The sequence below is a fragment of the Halorussus ruber genome (assembly GCF_004765785.1).
GTDB lineage: Archaea > Halobacteriota > Halobacteria > Halobacteriales > Haladaptataceae > Halorussus > Halorussus ruber.
On sequence record NZ_SBIT01000008.1, the window covers coordinates 78,913 to 99,397 of the forward strand.

At 64.8% G+C, this 20,485-nt stretch carries 20 protein-coding genes and 1 tRNA gene; 10 read left to right on the forward strand and 11 right to left on the reverse strand.

Features of this window, described 5'->3' with window-relative positions; genetic code table 11:
* Positions 1-6: 6 nt before the first annotated feature.
* Positions 7-993 (reverse strand): sodium:calcium antiporter, encoded by a 987-nt coding sequence (locus EPL01_RS13405; protein WP_135825784.1) that lies wholly within the window; start codon positions 991-993, stop codon positions 7-9.
* Between the two features lie 61 nt (positions 994-1,054).
* On the opposite strand from EPL01_RS13405, the gene aroC reads away from it, so the two are divergent.
* A complete protein-coding gene (aroC, locus tag EPL01_RS13410; protein WP_135825785.1) occupies positions 1,055-2,221 on the forward strand; it encodes a chorismate synthase in 1,167 nt (388 codons plus the stop codon).
* 55 nt (positions 2,222-2,276) lie between these two features.
* On the opposite strand, the gene EPL01_RS13415 is transcribed toward aroC, so the two are convergent.
* Positions 2,277-2,921, reverse strand: coding sequence for a twin-arginine translocation signal domain-containing protein (locus tag EPL01_RS13415; protein ID WP_135825786.1), 645 nt, complete (start codon positions 2,919-2,921; stop codon positions 2,277-2,279).
* A 239-nt stretch (positions 2,922-3,160) separates the two neighbouring features.
* Here EPL01_RS13415 and EPL01_RS13420 point away from each other — a divergent pair, with 239 nt between their 5' ends.
* From EPL01_RS13420 to EPL01_RS13430, 3 genes are read left to right on the forward strand one after another with little or no spacing between them, the layout of a single operon-like run.
* Entirely contained in the window at positions 3,161-3,481 is a 321-nt protein-coding gene (locus EPL01_RS13420; protein ID WP_135825787.1) for a HalOD1 output domain-containing protein, read from the forward strand.
* 13 nt (positions 3,482-3,494) lie between these two features.
* A complete protein-coding gene (locus EPL01_RS13425; RefSeq protein WP_135825788.1) occupies positions 3,495-4,517 on the forward strand; it encodes a DUF7504 family protein in 1,023 nt (340 codons plus the stop codon).
* 49 nt (positions 4,518-4,566) lie between these two features.
* Positions 4,567-5,196 carry a uracil-DNA glycosylase gene (locus EPL01_RS13430; RefSeq protein WP_135825789.1) on the forward strand — a complete coding sequence of 210 codons (630 nt, stop codon included), beginning with the start codon at positions 4,567-4,569 and terminating at the stop codon, positions 5,194-5,196.
* A gap of 40 nt (positions 5,197-5,236) precedes the next feature.
* On the opposite strand, the gene EPL01_RS13435 is transcribed toward EPL01_RS13430, so the two are convergent.
* Entirely contained in the window at positions 5,237-5,440 is a 204-nt protein-coding gene (locus tag EPL01_RS13435; protein WP_135825790.1) for a hypothetical protein, read from the reverse strand.
* Between the two features lie 327 nt (positions 5,441-5,767).
* On the opposite strand from EPL01_RS13435, the gene EPL01_RS13440 reads away from it, so the two are divergent.
* Together EPL01_RS13440 and EPL01_RS13445 are read left to right on the forward strand one after the other, a co-directional pair.
* Entirely contained in the window at positions 5,768-6,523 is a 756-nt protein-coding gene (locus EPL01_RS13440; RefSeq protein WP_135825791.1) for a TIGR04282 family arsenosugar biosynthesis glycosyltransferase, read from the forward strand.
* Between the two features lie 43 nt (positions 6,524-6,566).
* Positions 6,567-6,649, forward strand: a tRNA-Ser gene (locus EPL01_RS13445).
* Between the two features lie 654 nt (positions 6,650-7,303).
* On the opposite strand, the gene citE is transcribed toward EPL01_RS13445, so the two are convergent.
* Genes citE through glmS form a run of 5 tightly spaced genes read right to left on the reverse strand, consistent with a single transcriptional unit; the run spans position 7,304 to position 12,638 of the window.
* Positions 7,304-8,326 (reverse strand): L-malyl-CoA/beta-methylmalyl-CoA lyase, encoded by a 1,023-nt coding sequence (gene citE / locus EPL01_RS13450; RefSeq protein ID WP_135825792.1) that lies wholly within the window; start codon positions 8,324-8,326, stop codon positions 7,304-7,306.
* 41 nt (positions 8,327-8,367) lie between these two features.
* Positions 8,368-9,471 (reverse strand): 2-methylfumaryl-CoA hydratase, encoded by a 1,104-nt coding sequence (mch, locus tag EPL01_RS13455; RefSeq protein ID WP_135825793.1) that lies wholly within the window; start codon positions 9,469-9,471, stop codon positions 8,368-8,370.
* Positions 9,464-10,750, reverse strand: coding sequence for a methylaspartate ammonia-lyase (locus tag EPL01_RS13460; protein ID WP_135825794.1), 1,287 nt, complete (start codon positions 10,748-10,750; stop codon positions 9,464-9,466). Before EPL01_RS13460 ends, mch begins: the two co-directional genes overlap by 8 nt.
* Positions 10,747-12,180, reverse strand: a complete 1,434-nt coding sequence (locus tag EPL01_RS13465; RefSeq protein ID WP_135825795.1) for a methylaspartate mutase subunit E — start codon at positions 12,178-12,180, stop codon at positions 10,747-10,749. The genes EPL01_RS13460 and EPL01_RS13465 overlap by 4 nt, the downstream gene beginning before the upstream one ends.
* Positions 12,181-12,197: 17 nt before the next feature.
* Positions 12,198-12,638: a methylaspartate mutase subunit S gene (glmS, locus tag EPL01_RS13470; RefSeq protein WP_135826033.1), complete on the reverse strand. Its 441-nt coding sequence runs from the start codon at positions 12,636-12,638 to the stop codon at positions 12,198-12,200.
* A 152-nt stretch (positions 12,639-12,790) separates the two neighbouring features.
* Between glmS and EPL01_RS13475 the strand changes: the two genes are divergently transcribed.
* From EPL01_RS13475 to EPL01_RS22500, 4 genes are all read left to right on the forward strand, one after another.
* Positions 12,791-14,053, forward strand: a complete 1,263-nt coding sequence (locus EPL01_RS13475) for a CoA transferase (RefSeq protein ID WP_135825796.1) — start codon at positions 12,791-12,793, stop codon at positions 14,051-14,053.
* Between the two features lie 74 nt (positions 14,054-14,127).
* A complete protein-coding gene (locus EPL01_RS13480; protein WP_168215913.1) occupies positions 14,128-15,438 on the forward strand; it encodes a hypothetical protein in 1,311 nt (436 codons plus the stop codon).
* 162 nt (positions 15,439-15,600) lie between these two features.
* On the forward strand, positions 15,601-15,921 hold the full coding sequence (locus EPL01_RS13485) for a DUF5785 family protein (RefSeq protein ID WP_135825798.1): 321 nt from the start codon (positions 15,601-15,603) through the stop codon (positions 15,919-15,921).
* A 145-nt stretch (positions 15,922-16,066) separates the two neighbouring features.
* Complete coding sequence (locus EPL01_RS22500) at positions 16,067-16,201, forward strand: DUF7128 family protein (RefSeq protein ID WP_256567997.1); 135 nt, start codon at positions 16,067-16,069, stop codon at positions 16,199-16,201.
* Positions 16,202-16,774: 573 nt separating this feature from the next.
* On the opposite strand, the gene EPL01_RS13490 is transcribed toward EPL01_RS22500, so the two are convergent.
* Genes EPL01_RS13490 through EPL01_RS13500 form a run of 3 tightly spaced genes read right to left on the reverse strand, consistent with a single transcriptional unit; the run spans position 16,775 to position 20,481 of the window.
* Positions 16,775-17,524 carry an ABC transporter ATP-binding protein gene (locus tag EPL01_RS13490; protein WP_246045700.1) on the reverse strand — a complete coding sequence of 250 codons (750 nt, stop codon included), beginning with the start codon at positions 17,522-17,524 and terminating at the stop codon, positions 16,775-16,777.
* Between the two features lie 3 nt (positions 17,525-17,527).
* Positions 17,528-18,532 (reverse strand): ABC transporter ATP-binding protein, encoded by a 1,005-nt coding sequence (locus tag EPL01_RS13495; RefSeq protein ID WP_135825799.1) that lies wholly within the window; start codon positions 18,530-18,532, stop codon positions 17,528-17,530.
* Complete coding sequence (locus EPL01_RS13500; protein WP_135825800.1) at positions 18,529-20,481, reverse strand: branched-chain amino acid ABC transporter permease; 1,953 nt, start codon at positions 20,479-20,481, stop codon at positions 18,529-18,531. Before EPL01_RS13500 ends, EPL01_RS13495 begins: the two co-directional genes overlap by 4 nt.
* Positions 20,482-20,485: the final 4 nt, after the last annotated feature.

Here is a 20,485-nt window from a genome sequence, read left to right on the forward strand (position 1 = left end):
TTAGCGCTATCCGACGATTCCGAGGAGGCCCAGCGCCCACCGGACCAACTCCGAGAGCGCGAACAGGCCGCCCTCGGCGCGCGAGAGTCTGCGTCCCGACCAGAGCGCGACCACCATCACGACGACGAGGACCGTCAGCCACGCCATGCTCTCCAGCGCCGCCCCGGAGACCGCGAGCGGCCGGACCGCGGCACCCAACCCGAGGATGCCGAGGACGTTGAAGACGTTGCTCCCGACCACGTTGCCGACCGAGACGCCGACGCGACCGCGGCGAATCGCCACCAGCGAGACCGCGAACTCCGGCGTCGAGGTGCCCGCCGCCACTATCGTCCCGCCGATGACCCACTCCGAGACGCCCGCCCCGCGGGCCAGCGCGGTCGCCGCCTCGACCATGAAGTGGCCGCTCACCAGCACGATTGCCAGACCGGCCGCGAGGAGAGCAGCGTTCCGGGCCGGAGAGGCGTTCCGTCCCACATCGAATGCTGGCGTCGAATCCGGCGGGGAACTGTCCTCGCCGGGTTCGACGCCGCGCCGAGACTCGGCGGCGAGCAGGTAGCCGATGTAGGCGACCAACGAACCGACCAACAGCAGTCCCTCGCCGCGCCCGACCGTCAGGTCTGCCATCGCGGCGAATCCGGCGAGCGTCGAGGCGACGAGCGCGAGGCCGTCGCGGTGGACCAGCGACCGCTCGACCGGCACGACTTCGAGGAGGGACACGACCCCGAGGATGAACGCGAGGTTGTAGATGTTCGACCCGACGACGTTCCCCACCGCGATGTCGCCCGCGCCGGCCAGCGCCGCGTCGGTCGTCACGACGAGCTCCGGCGTCGAGGTCCCCATGGCGACGACGGTGAGGCCGATGGCGAGTTCCGAGAGACCGGCGCGACGGGCGAGTCGGACCGCGGAATCGACCAACAGTCGCGCTCCGAGCCAGAGGCCGAGGACCGTGGCGGCGACGACGGCGAGTCGGACAACGGTCGCTTCCCCTACCATTGCAGGACCAACTTGCACCTACTCCAAACCATAAATACCGGCCCCGACCAACGTTCCCCCAATGAACGGAAACAGCTTCGGACGCCTCTTTCAAGTGACCACGTTCGGCGAGAGTCACGGCGAGGCGATGGGGGTCACCGTCTCGGGGTGCCCGGCGGGTCTCGAACTCTCGGAGGAGGACGTGCAAGCAGACCTCGACCGGCGCAAGCCCGGCCAGTCGATGATAACCACCAGTCGGGGCGAACCGGACCACGTCTCGATTAAGTCCGGGCTACAGGACGGCTACACCACCGGAACGCCAATCGGGATGGTCATCGACAACAAGGACGCCAAGTCCGAGAAGTACGAGCCGTTTATCACCGCGCCCCGACCCTCCCACGGCGACTTCACCTACTCGGCGAAGTTCGGCACGCGCAACTGGGGCGGCGGCGGCCGGTCGTCGGCCCGCGAGACGGTCAACTGGGTCGCGGCCGGAGCCATCGCCAAGAAAATCCTCTCGCAGGAGGGCGTCGAACTCAAGGCTCACGTCAACCAAATCGGCGACATCGAGGCCCCCGAGGTCTCCTTCGAGGAGATGCTCGACCACAGCGAGGAGAACGAAGTCCGGTGCGCCCACCCCGAGACCGCCGAGGAGATGCGCGAGCGAATCGACGAGTACCAGCAGGAGGGCGACTCTATCGGCGGGTCCATCTACTTCGAGGCCCGGGGCGTCCCCCGCGGCCTCGGCGCGCCCAGGTTCGACTCGGTCGAGGCTCGACTCGGACAGGCCATGATGAGCGTGCCCGCCTCGACCGCCTTCGAGTTCGGTCTGGGCCGCGAGGCCCGCGAGTACACCGGGATGGAGCGAAACGACGAATGGGAGTTCGAAGACCCCGAGAATCCCGACGAGAGCGACCCCGTACCGACCGAGAACGACCACGGCGGGCTACAGGGCGGCATCACCACGGGCGAACCCATCTACGGCGAGGTCACGCTCCACGCGCCGACCTCGATTCCCAAGACCCAGACCACGGTGGACTGGGAGACCGGCGAGGAGAAGGACGAACAGGTCATCGGTCGCCACGACCCCGTGCTTCCGCCCCGCGGCGTCCCGGTCGTCGAGGCGATGCTTGCGCTGACGCTGGTCGACTTCATGCTCCTGGGTGGCCGCATCAACCCCGACCGGATGGACGACCGGCCGGGCGAGTACGATACCGATTACCACCCGAGCAGTCCGCGAAACGAGTAGAAGGAGTGCGGTCGAACAGTCGCCCGGCCGCCCCTGTCGGCCCGACGACCAGACGTTACATCGAACTGTTGTTGCCACCGCCTCCGCCGCCGCCCTGCGTCGACACGTCGCCGACCATCGTGTTCGGGTGGACCAGACAGATGTAAGTCGCCATCTCCTGAGTCGCGGTGAACCGAGCGCCCTGCACCGCGCCCTGCTCGGAGATGATTTCTGTCTTGTCGACCAGCGACTCGGTCGACTGCTGGCCGCCGGTTTGGTTGCCCGTCACGTTGCCGCCGGTCGCGTTCCCGGCACTGACGCCGGTCACGTTTCCGTCGGAGACGTTGAGCGAGACGCTCTCGTTCGAGGCCGTCTCGTTGACCTGCGTGAAGACGTCCTCGGGTACCGAGAGCGGTTCGAGGACCTGCAGGTTGTTGCCCTGCGAGTCCTGAATTGCGAAGTTGTGGGGCTGACCGTCAACGTTCTGCCAGATCAGGGTGTAGGTCGTCCCCGTCTGCAGGTTCAGCGTCGGGTTCTTCGGGACGTTCTCGGACCCCGCGCCCGGGACTCGCCAGCCCTGCCAGCCACTCGTCTTCCCGCCGAGGACGATGACCTCCTCGTTCGAGCCGCCCTGAGCGAGGACCGTCGCGTTCAATCCAGCCAATGCACCGGTCGCTGCCGTCGCTTTCAGGAAGCGACGACGAGATGTGTTCTCTGTCATGAAACCCCCATCAGAGAGTACTCGGCGAGGGGATTAAATCGGGGTAATCGTTGTGAGCTTTCAGTTCTGTAGACTCGTGTAATGGGAGGTTACGAAACCGCGTGAACGATTTCGGGCCTCGACGCGCGCTCGCCGGAAGAGGAGTTCCCGCGAGCGGCTGAACTGTGCCGTTTTGCCGGTAATTTTATTACGCTATTGTATGCAACCATACACAGGGTCAGAACGTGTCTAAAACTAACATGGGAAACGACACCGGCGACGAGTCCGGACTAACCGAGTCGCCGGACCGGCCGGGGGTCTATCGAGCGAAGTACGACCCCGACGGGCCGGGAACCGTCAGCGACACCGTCATCAGAGCGATTGCGGAGGTCGCGGACGTGGACCCGACCAACACGGTCATCCCGCTCGCCGACAGAATCGACCCGGACGCGCTCAACGCGCTGTTCGCCGACCGCGAGGGCAAAGCCCAGACCACCTTCCGCGTCTGCGGCCTCGAAGTCCTCGTGCGAAGCGACGGCCGGGTTCGCATCGTCGACGAGTCCGTTTCCGACACAGACTGACGAGGTGAGTGGTGTGCAAAACACGAAACTGATTCGAACGTGCGTAGACGGCGACCCTCACACGCTCGTCCTACGCCGACGACCGACGGACGTATCGACGCTCGACCTCCTGTTCGACGCGGTCGCCCCCGAGCGACCCACCGACGCGCTCGCGGTCACCGACGACGGCACGGAGGGCTTTCTGGAAGCGTGGACGAGTCAGACCGGGCGTCGCCCCCGGAACATCGGCATGATTAGCGTCGGCGAGCGAATGCGGTCGGCCGCGTCGTCTCGGTCGGGGTCCGGCAGGTCCGCGGGCGGGTCGAGTCCCGCCAGTCCGTCCGGCCCCGGCGAGTCCGCCGGTCGGTCAGGTTCCGCCGGGTCGTCCGATTCTCCCGGTCGGTCCGGTCAGGCCGCGCCGCCCGTGGCGCACAACGACATCGTGCAGGGCGTCGCCGACCCGACCGACACCGACGCCATCTGCGACGCCGTCCTCGGGTATCTCGACGCGTGGCCCACCGAGGGCCGGACCGTCGTCTACTTCGACGCGGTGTCGTCGCTCCTCGACGAACTCGGTACCGAGGAGACCGCCGACCTCCTCGGCGAACTCGTCCGGGAACTCGACGCCCGGGACGCGGTCGGTTACGTCTGTCTGACGCCCGAGGACCACAATCCCGCGGTCGTCCGGGAAGTCGCCTCGCTGTTCGACACGGTGGTCGAGTGTACCGGAAGCGCGGCCGACGCCGTCGCCGAACCCTCGGTCAGCGACTGCTTCGACGCGCTGGCCGACGCCCGACGCCGGTACGTCCTCGGGGCGGTGCTGGAGGGCGGAACGTTCTCGGTGGACGCGCTCGCCGACGGCATCGCCGACCGAAGTTCGGCAGACCGCGAGGAGGCGTACGTCTCGCTGCTGAACGTCCACCTGCCGAAACTGGCCGATTTGGCGCTTATCTCCTACGACCGGGACGCCGAGACCGTCTCGCCGGGCTATCACTTCGGGCGAACCGAACCGTATCTCCGACACGCGATGGAAATCGAGGGCGAAGAGTACGCCTGAGCGAGTCGCTCCGACCGGTTTTTACCTCGCGGACCCCACAGTCCCGACGATGGACGCGAACCAGCAGACTCGCGCCAACCCGTTCGGGATGGACGCCGAGTGCGAGAACTGCCCGGAACTCTGTGAGACTCGCCAGCAGGTCGTCCACGGGTACGGCGACGTGGGGGCGGACTTCCTCTTCGTCGGCGAGATGCCCGACGAGGAGGCCGACCGGACGGGCGTGCCCTTTACCGGGGAACGCGGGGAGGCCCTCCAGAATATTCTGGGCTATCTCGGCCTGAACAACTCCCTGCCGAGCGCCGACGACCCCGAGTTGGAGAACGCGTTTCTGACGTATCTCACCCGGTGTCGAGACCCGGAGCGCCCGCCGACCGACGAGGAGATTCGGACCTGCGAGCCCTACCTGAACGCCGAGATTCGGATGATAAACCCCGAGATTCTGGTGCCGGTCGGCCAGCGCGCGCTGACCGAAATCGCCACCGAGTACACCACGGCCTCGGCCGAGGAGTTCGACGCGAGCGAGGACCACGCCACGACGATTCGGGGTCGGGGCTTCGAAATCGTGCCGATGCGCGACCCCCAAGCGCAGTCGGAGGCCGACCGCGAGGCGTTCGTGGATCACTTCCAGTCGCTGATGGCCGGGGATTATCGGCAGACGAAAGGGCGGCGGAGTCGGTGAAAAAGAGGCCGGTCGGAGTCGCTAACTCTTCTCGGAAAGCTCAGCCCCAGTAGGGCGTCGAGAGCCAGCGATTCGGCCCGGTTCCGGACTTGCTCAGCGCGAGGACGACCACAATCATCAGGCCGACGACCGCGAGCGCGGCGACGTTTCCGAGCGCGACCTGTACGAGACCGACGAGGCCACCGGCCGCGACGAACGCCACGAGCGCGACCGACAGCGCGGTGAGGGGTTTCGACCAGTTCATGCCAGCGCATTGGGAAGGTGCCCAGATAAGTGTGACCAACCACCCGCGTCGCTTGGTGGGACAGATAGCAACCCTGGCGGACTGAAAGGGCGAGCGGGGTTCGCGGGCCGGAGGCCCGTGGTCGTCTCAGCCGACCGCTATCGGCGCGCGCAGTTCTGCGCGCGCCGATATGTCGCTGAGCGACCGCGAACCGCGCGAGGGCTTTCGAGACTACGACTCTCCCGTGATTCCTCGGATTCTCTGGGTCAGTTCTGATAGCTTACTCGAACCCACCACGCGGAAGGCTAGATTAAAACCTTCAAGGTTCGCGCCCGCCGAGGAGGTGGTATGACACACATCGCGGTCTTCGCCGACCCGCCGCGGCCGGGGCTGGCGTTTCCCGAACTCGTCGCATCGTCGCCCCTCTCCGAATCGGAGGCGGCCGACCTCTACGCCGCGACGCTCAAGGACACGCTCGTCGCCGCCCACCGGAGCGGCGGTGACCTGCTGGTCAACTATCGGCCGGACGACCTCCTCGCCGAGGAGTTCGTCGGCGAGCAGTCCGCCGAGGCCGAGGTCCGCGCGTTGGCGGCCGACGCGCTCGATTCGACCGACGAGGCCCGATTCGAGGTGCAAGTCGGCTCGACGTTCTCGGCCCGCGCGGGCAACACCGTCTCGCACCTGCTGGGCGAGGAGGAAGTGAACTCGGTGGCGGTGGTGCCCGGCACCGCGCCCCTCCTCACCCGCCAAGAAATCGACAGCGCCGCGATGAAACTCCGGCGCAGGGAGGTCGTCCTCGGCCCGAGCGAGCGCGGTCGGGTCCACTACGCCGGGTTCACCGAGCCAATCGACTTCGAGGACGCCTACACCACACCCGCAATCGAGACGCTGACCGACCGGGCCATCGACGCGGGCCACGAGGTCGGGTTCCTCCCCGCAAAGACCTGCATCGAGACCGAGGAGGACCTCTGTTCGCTGGTCTCGGTCCTCAACGCCCGCGCCAAGGCCGGGCGCGTCGTCCCCGAACACACCACGACGCTGTTCCGCGAGTGGGGCCTTCGCGTCGAGGAGGGCGTAGAGGGGCCGGAGCTAATTCGGGAGTAGACCGACAGTTCTTAGACGCCGGAGTCGGTACTGTCGGGTGCGCGGTGGGATGGCAGAGCGGCCTATTGCGCCTGCCTTGAAAGCAGGTGGCGTCAAGCCTCTTGGGTTCAAATCCCAATCCCACCGTCTTTTCCGACGAACAACCTGCGAGTAGCTTGTCTACTCGCAACCCGTGAGGAGGAAAGCGGGTTCGGATTGGGATTTTAACCCCTGCCAGTCGCATGCCCGGAATGGCCCGGAGGGCCACACGCCCGGACCGTCTGGCTCTGGGTTCAAATCCCAATCCCACCGTAATTCTGACGCTCGTGAAACGGTGAGTCGGTGGTTTGTTCGGGTTAATCGATGGTTTTGGGTGGTGTTGTCGGCGCTATCGACTTCCCGAAAGCCGAGAGGAAGCTAGCTACTCCCGAAGCCGAGAGGAAGCTAGCTACTCCCGAAGCCGAGAGGAAGCTAGCTACTCCCGAAGCCGAGAGGAAGCTAGCTACTCCCGAAGCCGAGGAGTTACCGCACAGCACCGCAACCGCGGGCCACACCCTCCCCAACCGACTGCGTTGCTCGGCCTGCGGCCTGCGCTACTCATCCACCGGAGGACAAACCGCGTCCTCCGAGCCTTCGGCGAAGCCGAAGACCTCGCGCGACGATGGCGCGGCATGAAGCCGCGCCAGCGCGCGCCGGACGGTTCTATCTAAAGCAACCTAAACAATTCCTAGAGAAATAAAAATATGTCTTTAACAAATGCAGGGTTGTCGAGAAGATAGAATTACAATTCCTACGCCCGCCCTATTCAGCCGCCAGCGCGCGCTCCAGCAGGTCGTCGTCGTAGAACTCTCGGGTCTGGGTCTCGCGGGCGTCGTGGACCGCCCGGACCGTCTCGACCGTGTTCTCGAAGTTCTTGAACGTCGCTTCGTCCACCATCTGGCCGTCGATGGACACCGCGCCGGTGCCCTCGTCTTTGGCTTCGGTGAACGCCTCGATTTTCCGGACGGCCTCCCGAAGTTCCTCCTCGCTCGGCAGGTGGATGCGGTTGGCTTGTTCGGTCTGGTTGGGGTGGAGCGCCCAACTGCCGTCGAGGCCGACGCGGGCCTCGCGCTCGGCGTACTCGGCGTACTCGTCGCCGTTGTAGAACGTGACGCCAGCGCGCTCCTTGAACAGCTTGTCGAAGGGACCGCCGATGGACAGCAGGCCGTTCGCGCTGGCCTCGTTCGACATCGCCTCGTAGAGGCCCGGCCAGTTCGGACTGCCGCCGACGTCGCGCGCGCCCAGTTCGGCGGCGTAGTCCACCGGGCCGAACACGAGCGCGGCGAGTCGGCTCTCACCGCCGAAGCGGGCGATTTCCTTCAAATCAGAGCGAGCGCGGGCGGTCTCCACGATGACGGCCAGCTCGATTTCGTGGCCCGCCTCGCGGCAGGCGGCCTCGACCGCGGCCTCGGCGTTCTCCACGTCCTCGCGGCGGCCGACCTTCGGCACGACCACGCCGTCGAGATGCTCGCCGACCGATTCGGCGAGGGTCGCTATCTGGTCGCGGCCACGCTCGCGGGTCGCCTCGTCGTCGTAGGCCCACTCGACGCGCGGCCAGATTTCGCCCGCGAACTCCGGCGCGTATTCGGGCAGGAGGTCTCGGACGTTCTGGAGGGCCTCCTCCTTCTGGTCGGGCGCGGTGCCGTCTTCGAGGTCCGGCACCAGCCAGTCGGGTGCCTGCCAGCCCTCGGCCGTGAGGCCCGAGCGGAGGTACTTCGCGCTGTCGTCGCGGGGGACGCCAGCGGGCGCGGTCTGGAACGTTCGGCAGAGTCGTGGGTTCGTCATGGGTGAGTCTGAATGTCTTGTTCAGTTTCGCTTGCGGATGGTCAGTTGCGCTTCTGGACGAGTGCGGTTCGGGTGCCGGAGTAGACCGGTTCGTCGCGCTGGTTGAACGCCACGTGTTCGAAGGTGACCTCGCCAGCGTCGTCGCGGTCTTCCTCTCGGACCTCCTCGACCCGCGTGAAGCCGTAAATCGTGTCGCCGACGGTCACGAAGTCGTGGAATCGCTCGTCGTCGCAGGACACCTCGCGGACGGTCCGCTCGTCGGAACGAGCGTGACCCAGCGCGATGGAGCGCGTTACGTCGCCGTAAGCAACGATTTCGCCCGAGGGCGAGTCGGCCATCGCGTCGGCGTTATGGTGCTGTTTCGCGGTGTTGAGCGTCGCAAGTGGCAGTTGCGCGACCATCGTGTCGTCGATGGTCCGGCCGCGCTCGTGTTGGTAGGCCACCGCGGCGTCTCCGCCGCGCTCTTCGGCGCGGTCGAGAGCCTCGCGGAAGTCCTCGAAGTAGCCTCCTTCCGGCGCGAGGAGTTCCTCGGGGAGGTCGTCGTCCGACGCCGCGGCGTCGGACGACTCGCCGGACTCCTCGGCGGTTTTGTCCGCGTTCTCGGCGGTTTTGCCCTTCCCGTCGGTGGCGAGCGGTTCCCGGCGCGGAATCATGTTCGTCCGGGTGTACGAGAGGAGTCGCTCGCCCGTCTCGGCGTCGTAGCCCGTGGTCTCCCACGTCACGATGCCGAACGCCGGGCGGGAACTCGACTCGGCCTTGCTCTCGACCACCGACTCCACGCGGAGTTCGGTCCCCGGCTCGACCCCTGCCCGATGGTATCGCAGGCCGTCGCGGCCGAGGAAGTAGCCGCCCTTCTCGCTCAGGTCCTCAACGGTCGCGCCCATCACGCAGGCCAGCAGGTAGTCGGGATGGACCGGGACCGCCTCGAACCCGCGCTCCTCGGCGACCGAGGGCCGCCAGTAGACCGGGTCGTAGTTGAGCGTCTGCCCGGCCCAGAGTTCCGACCCGTGTCGGGAGAGTTCGAGTCCGGGCGAGTGCTCGATGGTCTCGCCCTCGGCGAAGTCCTCGAAGCAGTTGCCCTTCTCCTTGGTTGCTGCCCGGTCCAGCGCCGCCGAGAACGTCTCGGAATCTGTCCAGTCAGTCATCTGCAATCGCCTCCTCGTCCGCCGGTTCGCCGACCGACGCCGGGGGCCACGACCCCCGACGAGCGAGCGCCCGGCGCATCTCGTTTGTCACTATCATGTACCCCTCGTCGAAGCCCATGCCGGGCTTGGCCAGCACCTGTCCGGCGTCGGTCGCCAGCGCGACGTGGGCGCAGTTCCGGGCCGACTCGGCGGTCTCGTTGCAGGTCCCGCCGAGATAGGCGCGAGTGTCGGTGCCCTCGCAGTACCGGACCGCCTCGCCGCTTCGCTGGACGCCGCCGAGGTCGGGCGTCTTGACCTGCACCACGTCGGCCGCTCCGGCGTCGGTGAAGGCGCGAACGTCGTCCAGCGTGTTGCACCACTCGTCGGCCACGATGTCCACGCCGACGCCAGCATCCGCGAGTCCGTCGCGGAGTTCGGTCATAGCGTGAATCTGGTCGCCCCGACCGCCCTCGTCCATCGGCCCCTCGACTTGAAGCGGGTAGGGGTCGGCGGCCGCCCGGAGGTCGGCGAAGTAGTCGGCGAGTTCCGCCCGGTCGTAGGGCGGGCCGAAGACCTCGCCGAGGATGCCGTAGACGTCCACGTGAAACCGCGGCGAGTAGTCGAAGTCGTCTGCGCGCGCCGAGAGCCAGTCGAGGTACTCGACCAGTCGCTCGCCCTCCTCGCCGACCTTCTCGACGCTGTTGAACAGGCCGTGGGGCAGGACGGGCACGCGCTTCAGCAGCATCTTCTCGGCGTTCTCCCGGCGGGCGTCGCCCGACTGGCCGAACACCGGAATCGGTTCGTCCGCCGGGTCGGTCCCGAGCGCGTCGGCCAAGACCTCGGTCTTGGTCTCCCGGCGGGCGGTCGCCGCCGCGTCGAGGAGCGCCTGCGAGACCCCGTACCTGACCGCGGTGTGGAGTCTCCCGCCGGACGCCGGTTCGATTTCCTCGGCGAGCGCGGCGTTCTCTCCGAACTCCTCGGCGGACCGCCCCTCCAACTCGTCGGCGACGGTGCCCTCCACGACCGGGACGAACTCCTCGGCCCGGAAGAGGGGGTCCCGGCCGCCAGCGCCGGAGTACTGGACCGCGGCGCAGTCGCCGGTCGCCACCGTGCCGTCTTCGAGTTCCAGCAGGACGCTGATGGCCTCGCCCGCCTGCCGGACGCGGTCGAAACCGGGCGTTACCGGGTCGCCCTCGTAGCCGAATCCGTCGTGTTCCGCGCCCTGCTTGATGGCGCGCTGGTCGTCGAAGAAGAACCCGGAGACGCCGGGGACCGCCCGGACGCGCTTTATCGTCGTCACGCGCCCTCACCTCCCGGTCGGCCGATGAGTCGCCCCTCGCTGATGGCGTCCACGTCGTCGGCGACCATCTGGAAGGACCGGTCGCGGTTCTCCGCCCTCGCTCTCCTGTCGAGTCGGTCGGTGTGAACGTCTTTGAGGTCCGGGTCGAGCGCGAGGTTTCCGAACTGGAGGATGCGGACCCGCCCGTCGTCGTCGCGGGCCGGGAGGACCGCGCTCTCGGCGCTGTCGCTCGGCGCGAAGGGCACGTCGATTTTCCCCGTGTCGAAGGCCTCGACCACGCCTCGGGCCACGTCCTCGTCGCCGAGTTGGAGGATAGTGTCCATCAGCGAGCGCGTCGATTCCTCGATGAACTCGCGTTCGCGTTCGACGCCGTCCAAGTTGATATCCTGCTCGCGCATCATGTCGATGAGTTGCTTGGTGGTCCGCAGGCCCGCGGCGTTGGCCTCCTTGGTCGGGACGCCGCCGAACTCCTGCGGGGATTTCGTGATGACTTTGTCCGGCTCCGCGATGGCCGCGGTGGCTGCGCCGAGCGCGATGACGCCGTTGGCGCGGGCCTCGTCCGGCGGGAACCCGCCCATCCACTCGTGGAAGACGGTCGTGACGGTGGCCTCGTTCGGGAGGTACTCCTCGCCGAGCGACTTGAGCGCGCGGAGTGCCGCGATGTCCTGCACGAGGTTGCCGACCTGCCCGTAGCCGAGCGTGATACTCCGGACGCCCTGCGTGGCGGCGAGCATCCCCTCGACCAGTCCGACCGCGATGGCGATGGCGGGCGGGACCAGCGTCCCCGTGAGGGGGCCGAACGGTTCGCGGTTGATGGTGACGCCGCGCTCGGTGTAGGCCCCGGCGAGGCGGTCCACGTACTGCCAGTGTTCGATGGTTTCCGCGAGGTCGTGGCCCTTCGTGTAGGGAATGTTGTACGAGACGGGGCCGCCCTCGAAGCTCTGGAAGCCGCCCGCGAAGGTGACCGCCGCCAGCAGTCTGGCGTCGGGCGTGCCGTGGCGCACCTCGATGGGCGTGTCCAACGCCTCGATGAGTTCCCGGCATCCCTCGACGCCGTGGTTGACTGCGGGGAAGCCGTTCAGGGTGTCTTCGCCGCTCTCGCGTGCCTCTTCGAGGCCCTGCTGGGCCTTCTCGTACTCGTTGTCGCGGGTGTACGAGTCGATGGTCGTCGGGAGCAGGTCGGCCCGGCCCGCGTCTTCGAGGTGGCCCAAGAGCGCGATTTGGTCGTCCAGTCGAGGGACGCCTGCGCGGGGTTGGAGGAGCGGGCGGTCGGCGTCTTCGAGGACGCTGGCGAACTCCTTGCTCGCGGGAAGCGACTCGTGGTAGGCGATGGCCTCCTCGAAGTCGATGTCCTCGACCGACCAGTCGCTTCGTATTCGTTCGTCGATGCGTGAGAGGTCCTCTCCGGATAGTCTTCTATCGCGTAACATACTGGAAAACAGCTACCTCAGGTCGTGAGCCTCGCTCGTTCGGCTTCGGATTCGGCGATGTTCATGTCCGCCTTGAGGGCGGCGATAGCTTCCGTCGGCTTCGTCTCGGAGTCGAAGACGCGGTCGAAGCCCATCTCGCGGAAGCAGTCGCGGGTCTCCTCGAAGTCGTCCTGACCGACCGCGAGGTTGCCGCCGATGTAGGTGATTGGGTCGATGTCGGCCTCCTCGATGGCCTCGTGGAAGCCCCGGCAGTCCTGCTCTGCGTGGCCGTACAGCGAGGAGACGAGTACGGCGTCACCCTCGTGTGCTTGCGCCGCGCTGATGAACTCCTGCTGGCTGGACTGGACGCCGAGATTGACGACCTCGAAGCCAGCGGTCGAAAGCGCCTGTTCGAGTATCGTGATGCCGACGGCGTGCGCGTCGGACCCGATAACGCCGAGGATGACTGTAGCAGACATCGCACTCAATACTTCCATGAACAATACTTAAAGATAATCATTGTTCATGATTAAATCCCTTTAAGGTCATTTGAGGGTGTACGTGTCCCTTGTTGACAAAGGTAATTATTTATTGCGAAGGTTTTTGGTCCGGGTGGCCGACGAGCGTAACGATGCAAGCGCTGGACGACGTCCGCGTTCTCGACCTGACGCAGGTTCTCGCAGGACCGTACTGCACCATGCTCCTCTCGGATTTGGGTGCCGACGTAGTGAAAATCGAACGCCCCGGCGGCGACCTCATCCGTCCCAATCCGCCGTTCGTCGGCGACGCGGGCGGCGAAGGTGACGGGAAAGACGGTGGCAGCGAGAGCGACGCTGGCGATGGGAGCGACGGGGACAGCGTCGAGGAGGAAGCCTACGGCGGCTACTTCCAGAGCGTCAACCGGGGGAAACGAAGTCTGGAGATGGACCTGACCGGCGAGGCGGACCGCGAGGACTTCCTCGAACTGGTCGAGGAGGCCGACGTCGTCGTGGAGAACTTCCGCGCGGGCACGATGGAGAAGTTCGGACTGGAGTACGAGACGCTCCGCGAGCGCAACCCCGAGTTAATCTACGCCTCGATTCGGGGCTTCGGCGACCCGCGCACCGGCGAGACCGACCGACAGGGCCAGCCCTCCTTCGACCTCATCGCGCAGGCCCTCGGCGGCGTGATGGAGATTACCGGGCAAGAAGACGGCCCGCCGACCAAGGTCGGGCCGGGCATCGGCGACCTCTTCACCGCGACGCTGAACGCGGTGGGCATTCTGGCGGCGCTCCACCACCGCGACCGGACCGGCGAGGGCCAGTACGTCGATACCGCGATGTACGACGCCATGATTTCGATGACCGAGCGGTCGGTCTACCAGCACTCCTACACGGGCGAGGTCCCGACTCGGCGAGGCAACTCCCACCCGACGCTGTTCCCCTACAACGCCTTCGAGGCCGCCGACGGGCACGTCGTCATCGCCGCGTTCGGCGACAACCACTGGCAGGCCCTCTGCGAGGCGATGGACCGGCCGGACCTCGCCGCGGAGTACCCCGCGACCGCCGACCGACTCGACCACCGGGAACTCCTGCGCGACGAAATCGGCGACTGGACCGCCGAACACGCCGCCGAGGAGATTTGCGACCTGCTGGAAGGCTCGGTGCCCTGCGCGCCGGTCCAAGACGTGAGCGACGTGTTCGAGGACCCCCACGTCCACGCTCGGGACATGCTGGTGGACGTCGAGCAACCCGGCGCGGACGAGGAGGTCACCATCGCCGGGTCGCCCATCAAACTCAGCGAGACGCCGCCCGAACCGGGCGAGCGCGCCCCGCTACTGGACGAACACCGCGAGGACCTGCTGGGCGACGGCGCGAGTCGCGCGGAGCGCGAAACCGCCGACACCGACGACTGAGCAATCCACCGGGATTCGCTCGGTGGTGCTTTCTATCGAGGATTTTCCGGTGATTCATCTGTCGGGAAGAGTCTGTGGAACTTCCATCAGTAGGCGCTCAATTGACCAACCACCAGCAGACGCTTGACTGCCCAAACCGCGGTTTGGGTGGACGAAAGGGGCCGCCCGGTCGTGCCCGGAGGGCTTGGTCGTTTCAGCGACCTCTCACCGTCTTTTCCGGCGAACTTGTGGTAGAGAATTCTTACATAAATGAGCGGTTTGAACGAGAAAATAGAGTACTAGCAATGGTTCTATTCAATATCGATATTATTAATAGATTGCATTTATTAGGTTCATATATGAGTTCTGAGCGAGCCAGAACGGTTGATATTGATGTTCATCGGCTAGCGTATGGTCCAGTCGGTGGTGAAACAGCAGGTACAATAAAAGAAGAAACCTCTATCGAAGATTCAGAAGAAGTCCTTAACCATTTCAGGTATTATATTGAGGACATTGTGATGAAAGGGGACATCACAAAGGTGACTCATGGTTCATACGGGTCGGAATCAGAATTCAAAAACAAATTAGAAAAAGCACGTAATACTACTGATGACGAAGAATTCCGTACTACTCTTGTAGGATGGGCAGAAGACTTAAACGGAAAAATAACTGGGAGTGCTAGTGAGGGAAGTCTTCTAGCAGCACAAGCAACCCTGAGTGGGGGAAACATCCCGAATGCGCCATTAGAGACACTCATCCTACTGAAACTAGATACAGAAGATGCTGTTCGTTTGTTCCAATCTGAAGACGGGATGGATGTTATTCCCCAGAACAGGGCATATCCCTCCCCAAGTCAAATTCAAAAGGCCGCTATCTACCCCGGAGAAGAAATACCGCCACATTCGAAAGAGGGTGATATCAAAATCTACCAGTCAAGTGACTCGGACTACTTCGTAGAGTTCCTTCAGTGCTCAACTCTACAACAGTCTAGTCTTGAGCAGGCACGAACTGCTCTTACGAAGGCTGAAGGTCTGGTTAAGGAATCTGTGGATAGAGAATTTGATCAGAGCGACTTCACCGAAATCATTTCTGAAGCGGAGACTGGAGGAGAACTCACTCCTCAAAGTATTGGAACTGCTTTGGAAAAGAACTCTGATGGAAACATTGATCAACAAGAGGTAGTTGAAAAGTTTAAAGAAGATAGCCGATTGCAACAGTTGGAAATTGATGCAGACGATTTACCAAAGAAAACTAAACTCACGGTTCAAAGGAATGGTCGGGAAATCACCATAAAGTATCCCTCGTCTGTATCCTCAAGCGTGGAAAAAATCGACGGCGAAGACGGAGAGGATGACAAAATCGTAATTAGAGGGAATATCACTAATGAGGAGTACCTAGAGAAATAGGTCCCACATTGGTCTAATAGCTGGTCCTTTACAAGTACCTGTGAGTATCTACATTTAATTGGGCCTAACCAAGTAGTCTGTCCGTTATCTCGCGGTAGCGTTTTCAACTTTAGACAAACCAAGAGAGAAATCCTTTTCCTCCACCCACACAACCCTCCACACATGGACTGGCCGCACGACCCCGACGGCGAAGAAGGGAGCGAAGGCGGACGCAAGTACGGCATGGCGATTCTCGCCAAGAAACTCGACGACGAGGAAGACTTCCCGCTGAAGAAGCAGGAGTTCGTCGAGGAGCACGCCGACGAGCCGATTCGCATCAACCACCAGCGCGTCGTCAGCGTCGGCGACATCTTCGAGTACGTCGAGGGCGACGAGTTCGAGACCATCGTGGACTTCCACAAGGCGGTCGGCGCGGGAATGCGGAAGGGCGGCTTCTGGGACTACCACCCGCAGGGCGAGAACCCCGAGAAGAAGAGCGCCTGAGCCGGTTCTCGCTGCGGATTTTTCTCGGACGGCTTCCGAAACCCTCGCGCGCAGAACCACGCGCGAGGGCAGGAGGTACGACTGGCGTCGAGATGCGATTTCTGTCGGCGCAAACGATTTACTTTCGTCTGGTGTACCAACGAACATGGTCGTCAAAACCGAGCGCGACGAGATGACGTGGTACAAGTGCGAGGGGTGCGGGATGATGTTCGACGACGCCGAGGACGCCAAGCAACACGAGGCCAACTGCGACCACGAGGACCCCTCGTACATCCAGTAGCGCGGGTTTTGGGGAGTGCTGTTCTTTCGGTGTAGTGTCTAGTGTCGTCTTCTGAAGTCTTGTTCTGTCGTTTTGGGTTGACGTAACTGGAAGTACGAACAGCAGACTTTGTCTTGACGTAACTGGGAGTGCGAACAGGAGGACTCCCGTAGTGATGTCCCGTTGAAGCCCTCGCCCGGTCGCGGTCACGCGGGCGGAGCGAGGGTGACCTCGGAGGATGCGGCTTGTCCTCCGGCGGTCGCTCAGCGGGATATTTCGCGCCTCTCCGCACAGCCCGGCGCGAAATAGGGCCACGCTGAGGCGACCACGAGCCTGTCGGCCCGCGACCGGGCGGCCCCTTCATCCACCCGGCGGTTTTTCGGTCAGGCGTCTGCCGGTTGACAGTCCCACCGAGCGCAGGTCTCACGCCTCCCAACCTCCTGCGGTCCTCGGTCCTCGCTTCGCTCGTCCTTACGGTCCTCGTCCCTCGCACGCCGATGGTGCGACACGAGGTCGCACCAGCGCGCGCCGAAGCAGAAATCCGATTACTTCGAGACAGAGCGTGAAAACGAGAAAAACGCGGGAAAAGTCGTTCTAGTCGTCCGTCGCCGCCTCGCCCGTCTCGCCGGTGTCGCCGCCACCGCCGCCGAGGTAGAGTTCCGTGACCTCCTCGTTGTCGAGCAGGGCGTCACCCGTGTCCTCGAAGCGGTTCTCGCCCATCTCCAGCACGTAGCCTCGGTCGGAGTTCTTCAGCGCCTTCCGGGCGTTCTGCTCGACCATCAGGATGGCCGTGCCCGACTCGTTGATTTCGATGATTTTCTCGAACACCTCGTCCACGAGGTCAGGCGCGAGGCCCGCGCTGGGTTCGTCCACCAGCATCAGGTCCGGGTCGACCATCAGTCCCCTGCCCATGGCGAGCATCTGCTGTTGCCCGCCGGACATGGTCCCGGCCTTCTGGTTCTGGCGCTCCTCCAGAATCGGGAAGCGGTCGAACACCTCCTGCAGGGCGTCCTCGGGCATCGAGTCGAGGATGTACGCGCCCATCTCCAGGTTCTCGCGCACCGTCAGGTTCGGGAAGACGTTGTCCACCTGCGGGACGTAGCACATCCCCTCGCGGGTGATTTCGTCCGGCCGGAGGCCGGTGATGTCCCCGCCGTCGAAGGTGACGGTCCCCTCCCAGCAGTCGATGAGGCCGAAGACGGCCTTCATGAACGTCGATTTCCCGGCCCCGTTGGGCCCGATGATGCAGACGATTTCGTCGTCGTTCACGTCCATCGAGACGCCGTGGAGGATTTGGGCGTCGCCGTACCCCGAGACGACGTCGCGGGCTTCGAGTAGCGCCACGAATTATCCCCCCAGGTAGGCGTCCACAACTCGCTGGTCGTTCTGTACCTCTTCGGGCGTGCCTTGCATCAGCTTCTTGCCTTGGTCCATGACGATAATCGTGTCCGAGAGGTTCATGATGACCTCCATGTCGTGTTCGACGATGCAGAACGTGTAGCCCTGCTCGCGCAGGTTCTCGATGCGCTGGAGCAGCTTGTCGGTCAGCGCGGGGTTGACCCCGGCGACCGGCTCGTCCAGCAGGATGAGGTCCGGGTCGGTCATCAGCACGCGACCCAGTTCGAGCAACTTCCGCTGGCCGCCAGAGAGGTTGCCCGCGTACTCGTTGGTGAGGTGGTCGAGTTCGAGGAACTCCAGCATCTCGACCGCGCGCTGGCGGACCTCGTTCTCCTCGTCTTCGACCGCGCCGCGGCGGAACCACGCGTTCGTCAGGCTCTCGCCGCGCTGGTCCTGCGGCGCGAGCATCAGGTTCTCCAGCACGGTCAGTCCCTGCAACTCGCGGGTCAACTGGAAAGTCCGAGACAACCCCTCCTGCGAGACGCGGAAGGGACGCTTGTTCCTGACTTCCAGAACGTCGTTTTTGACCTTCTCCTCGGCCTGATAGACGCCCGCGCCGAGGCCCGCCCCGACCAGCGCCGCGCCGCCGAGGCCGAGCGTCGAGACCCCCGCTGAGGCCGCGGCCGCCAGACCGATTCCGCCGAAGGTCATCCCGGACGCGCTCATCCAGATGCCCTGCTCGGTGTCGCTCGGGCGCATGATGTCCTGTAGGTCCTGATTCCGATAGCGAACCTCCCCGCCGTCAGGCTCGTAGAACCCGCTGATGAGGTTGAACGTCGTGGTCTTCCCGGCCCCGTTCGGCCCGATGAGACCCGTGACGGTCCCCTCCTCGACCTCGAAGGTCGCGCCGTCGACAGCCGTAATCCCGCCGAAGGTCTTGCGCAGGCCCTCGACTTCGAGGATGGCTTCGCCGGTCCCGTGCGTCTGTTCGTCTGCTTCGACTGTTTCACTCATTCCTCTGACACCTCCGCGAGGGTTCGCTTCTCGCCCCACAGCCCTTCGGGGCGGTAGTAGAGGATGACGATGAGGAGCGCCCCGATGAACGCCAACCTGAGCGCCGAAATCGAACTCCCGGCTGCGGTCGGGAAGAACGCCTTGATGTCGGCGGTCGCCTTCTGGAAGGACCAGTAGATGGTCGAACCCAGAATCATCCCCTTGTTGTTGGCGGTTCCGCCGATGATGAGCGCGAGGAAGGCGATGAACGTGATTCGCGGCGCGAACATCGTGTGGACCAGGCTCTGGAAGTAGATGGCGGTCAGGCCGCCAGCGAATCCGGCAAGCGCCGACCCGAGCATCATGCTCTGGACCTTGTACGCGAAGGTGTTCTTGCCGAGCGAGGTCGCCACGTCCTCGTCCTCGCGGATGGCCTTCAGCACCCGGCCGAACGGCGATTCGACCGTAATCTCCGAGAGGTAGTACAGCATCGCCAGCGACGCCAGCGTCAGCACCAGCAGGAACCGCGAGTAGTCGAACAGCGCGGTCCCGGCCTGGAACTTCATCAGCCACAGCAGGTTCTGGATGGTGTTGTCCACGACCGCGCCGAAGCCGTTGCGCTGGAAGGGCACGATGTTCGCCATCACGAAGTACCGGATGACGAACAGCCAAATCGCGCCGACGCCGACGATGCGGACGAACTCCACGCCCGAGCCGAACCGGCTCCAGTTCGACCCGACGTAGTAGACGCCGTAGAGGAAGGCTACGAGCAGTCCCATCGTCACGAACAGGCCGACGCTGCTCATCACGTCGCCCGACCCGCCGCCGAGGACGATGAGCGGCGCGAAACACGCCACGAACACGACTGCGAGGCCGAGCGCGGTGGCGAAGTCCCGGCCCGAGAGGTCGCTGTACCGGCGGGCGACCGCGACAGCGCCGAACACCCACGTGAACAGCGACAGCGCCGACAGGAAGACGAACGCGACCATCGGCGAGTCGCCCATGACCAGCGCGGCCCCGAAGGCGGCGGTCGCCGTAATCGCACCGGCGAGCGGCGCGTAGCGTCGGTTCGCGCCGTAGAATCCCGCGGTGACCGCGGCGAAGACGACGAGGCCGAACAGCCAGTCGAGGCTCACGCCGAAGGGCGACCACCACTCGAAGGACTGCCACGCGACAGCACCGGCCGCGAGGCCGAACACCGCGCCAGCGCCCAGCAGGACGCGCTGTTCGGTCTCGCCGGTCTCCATCCGCGACCGGCGGGCCGCGACGTAGCCGACGCCGAGGGTCGTCAGCGCGAGCAGGGCGTCGACGACCCAGCCGCCGATACCGGGCGTGCCCGAGATGGTTCGGTCGCGGGTGACGCCACCGTCGGAGCGAGGCTCCGTTGAGGCTCCCGAACCGTCGGTTCGCTCACCGCCGTCTGCCGCGAGTTCCGACCCGCGCTCGGTCCCGACCTGCGCGAGGACGTAGGTCGCCACCGTCCAGAGGACGAGGACGACGAATCCCAGCAGCGCGGCGGTCTGGACCGTGTCGCCGGGGAGCGGGAAGAAGTCGCGGAAGGGTTGGCTGAACCCGCGGAGCGACCCGGGGCCGTTCGCCAGCCAGCCTTCCGACTGGACGATGCGCTTGAGGATGACCGAAATCCCGAGGACCGCGATTGCCAGGTAGTCCTCCCTGAGGCGTATCGCCGGGAGCGCGACCAGCATGCCGAGGAGTCCGGCGACCAGCGTCCCGACAGCGATGGCCGGGAGCCACGGCCAGTTCCACCCGAGGATGTACGTGGTGAACGCCTGCTCGCTGGCGGGTGGAAGGACCAGCAGCGCAGTCACGTACGCCCCCGTCAGGTAGAACGCCACGTGCCCGATGTCGAGTAAGCCGGTGTAGCCGAACTTGATGTTCAGTCCGAGCGCGAGTATCGCGTAGATACCCACGATGATGCCGAGCGAGACGAGGCTTGATGATAGTGCCATTGTG

Coding starts and splice junctions, on each gene's coding strand:
- EPL01_RS13405 (WP_135825784.1), bottom strand. CDS start 993: ATGGTAGGGGAAGCGACCGTTGTCCGACTCGCCGTCGTCGCCGCCACG.
- aroC (WP_135825785.1), top strand. CDS start 1,055: ATGAACGGAAACAGCTTCGGACGCCTCTTTCAAGTGACCACGTTCGGC.
- EPL01_RS13415 (WP_135825786.1), bottom strand. CDS start 2,921: ATGACAGAGAACACATCTCGTCGTCGCTTCCTGAAAGCGACGGCAGCG.
- EPL01_RS13420 (WP_135825787.1), top strand. CDS start 3,161: ATGGGAAACGACACCGGCGACGAGTCCGGACTAACCGAGTCGCCGGAC.
- EPL01_RS13430 (WP_135825789.1), top strand. CDS start 4,567: ATGGACGCGAACCAGCAGACTCGCGCCAACCCGTTCGGGATGGACGCC.
- EPL01_RS13435 (WP_135825790.1), bottom strand. CDS start 5,440: ATGAACTGGTCGAAACCCCTCACCGCGCTGTCGGTCGCGCTCGTGGCG.
- EPL01_RS13440 (WP_135825791.1), top strand. CDS start 5,768: ATGACACACATCGCGGTCTTCGCCGACCCGCCGCGGCCGGGGCTGGCG.
- citE (WP_135825792.1), bottom strand. CDS start 8,326: ATGACGAACCCACGACTCTGCCGAACGTTCCAGACCGCGCCCGCTGGC.
- mch (WP_135825793.1), bottom strand. CDS start 9,471: ATGACTGACTGGACAGATTCCGAGACGTTCTCGGCGGCGCTGGACCGG.
- EPL01_RS13465 (WP_135825795.1), bottom strand. CDS start 12,180: ATGTTACGCGATAGAAGACTATCCGGAGAGGACCTCTCACGCATCGAC.
- glmS (WP_135826033.1), bottom strand. CDS start 12,638: ATGTCTGCTACAGTCATCCTCGGCGTTATCGGGTCCGACGCGCACGCC.
- EPL01_RS13475 (WP_135825796.1), top strand. CDS start 12,791: ATGCAAGCGCTGGACGACGTCCGCGTTCTCGACCTGACGCAGGTTCTC.
- EPL01_RS13485 (WP_135825798.1), top strand. CDS start 15,601: ATGGACTGGCCGCACGACCCCGACGGCGAAGAAGGGAGCGAAGGCGGA.
- EPL01_RS22500 (WP_256567997.1), top strand. CDS start 16,067: ATGGTCGTCAAAACCGAGCGCGACGAGATGACGTGGTACAAGTGCGAG.
- EPL01_RS13495 (WP_135825799.1), bottom strand. CDS start 18,532: ATGAGTGAAACAGTCGAAGCAGACGAACAGACGCACGGGACCGGCGAA.
- EPL01_RS13500 (WP_135825800.1), bottom strand. CDS start 20,481: ATGGCACTATCATCAAGCCTCGTCTCGCTCGGCATCATCGTGGGTATC.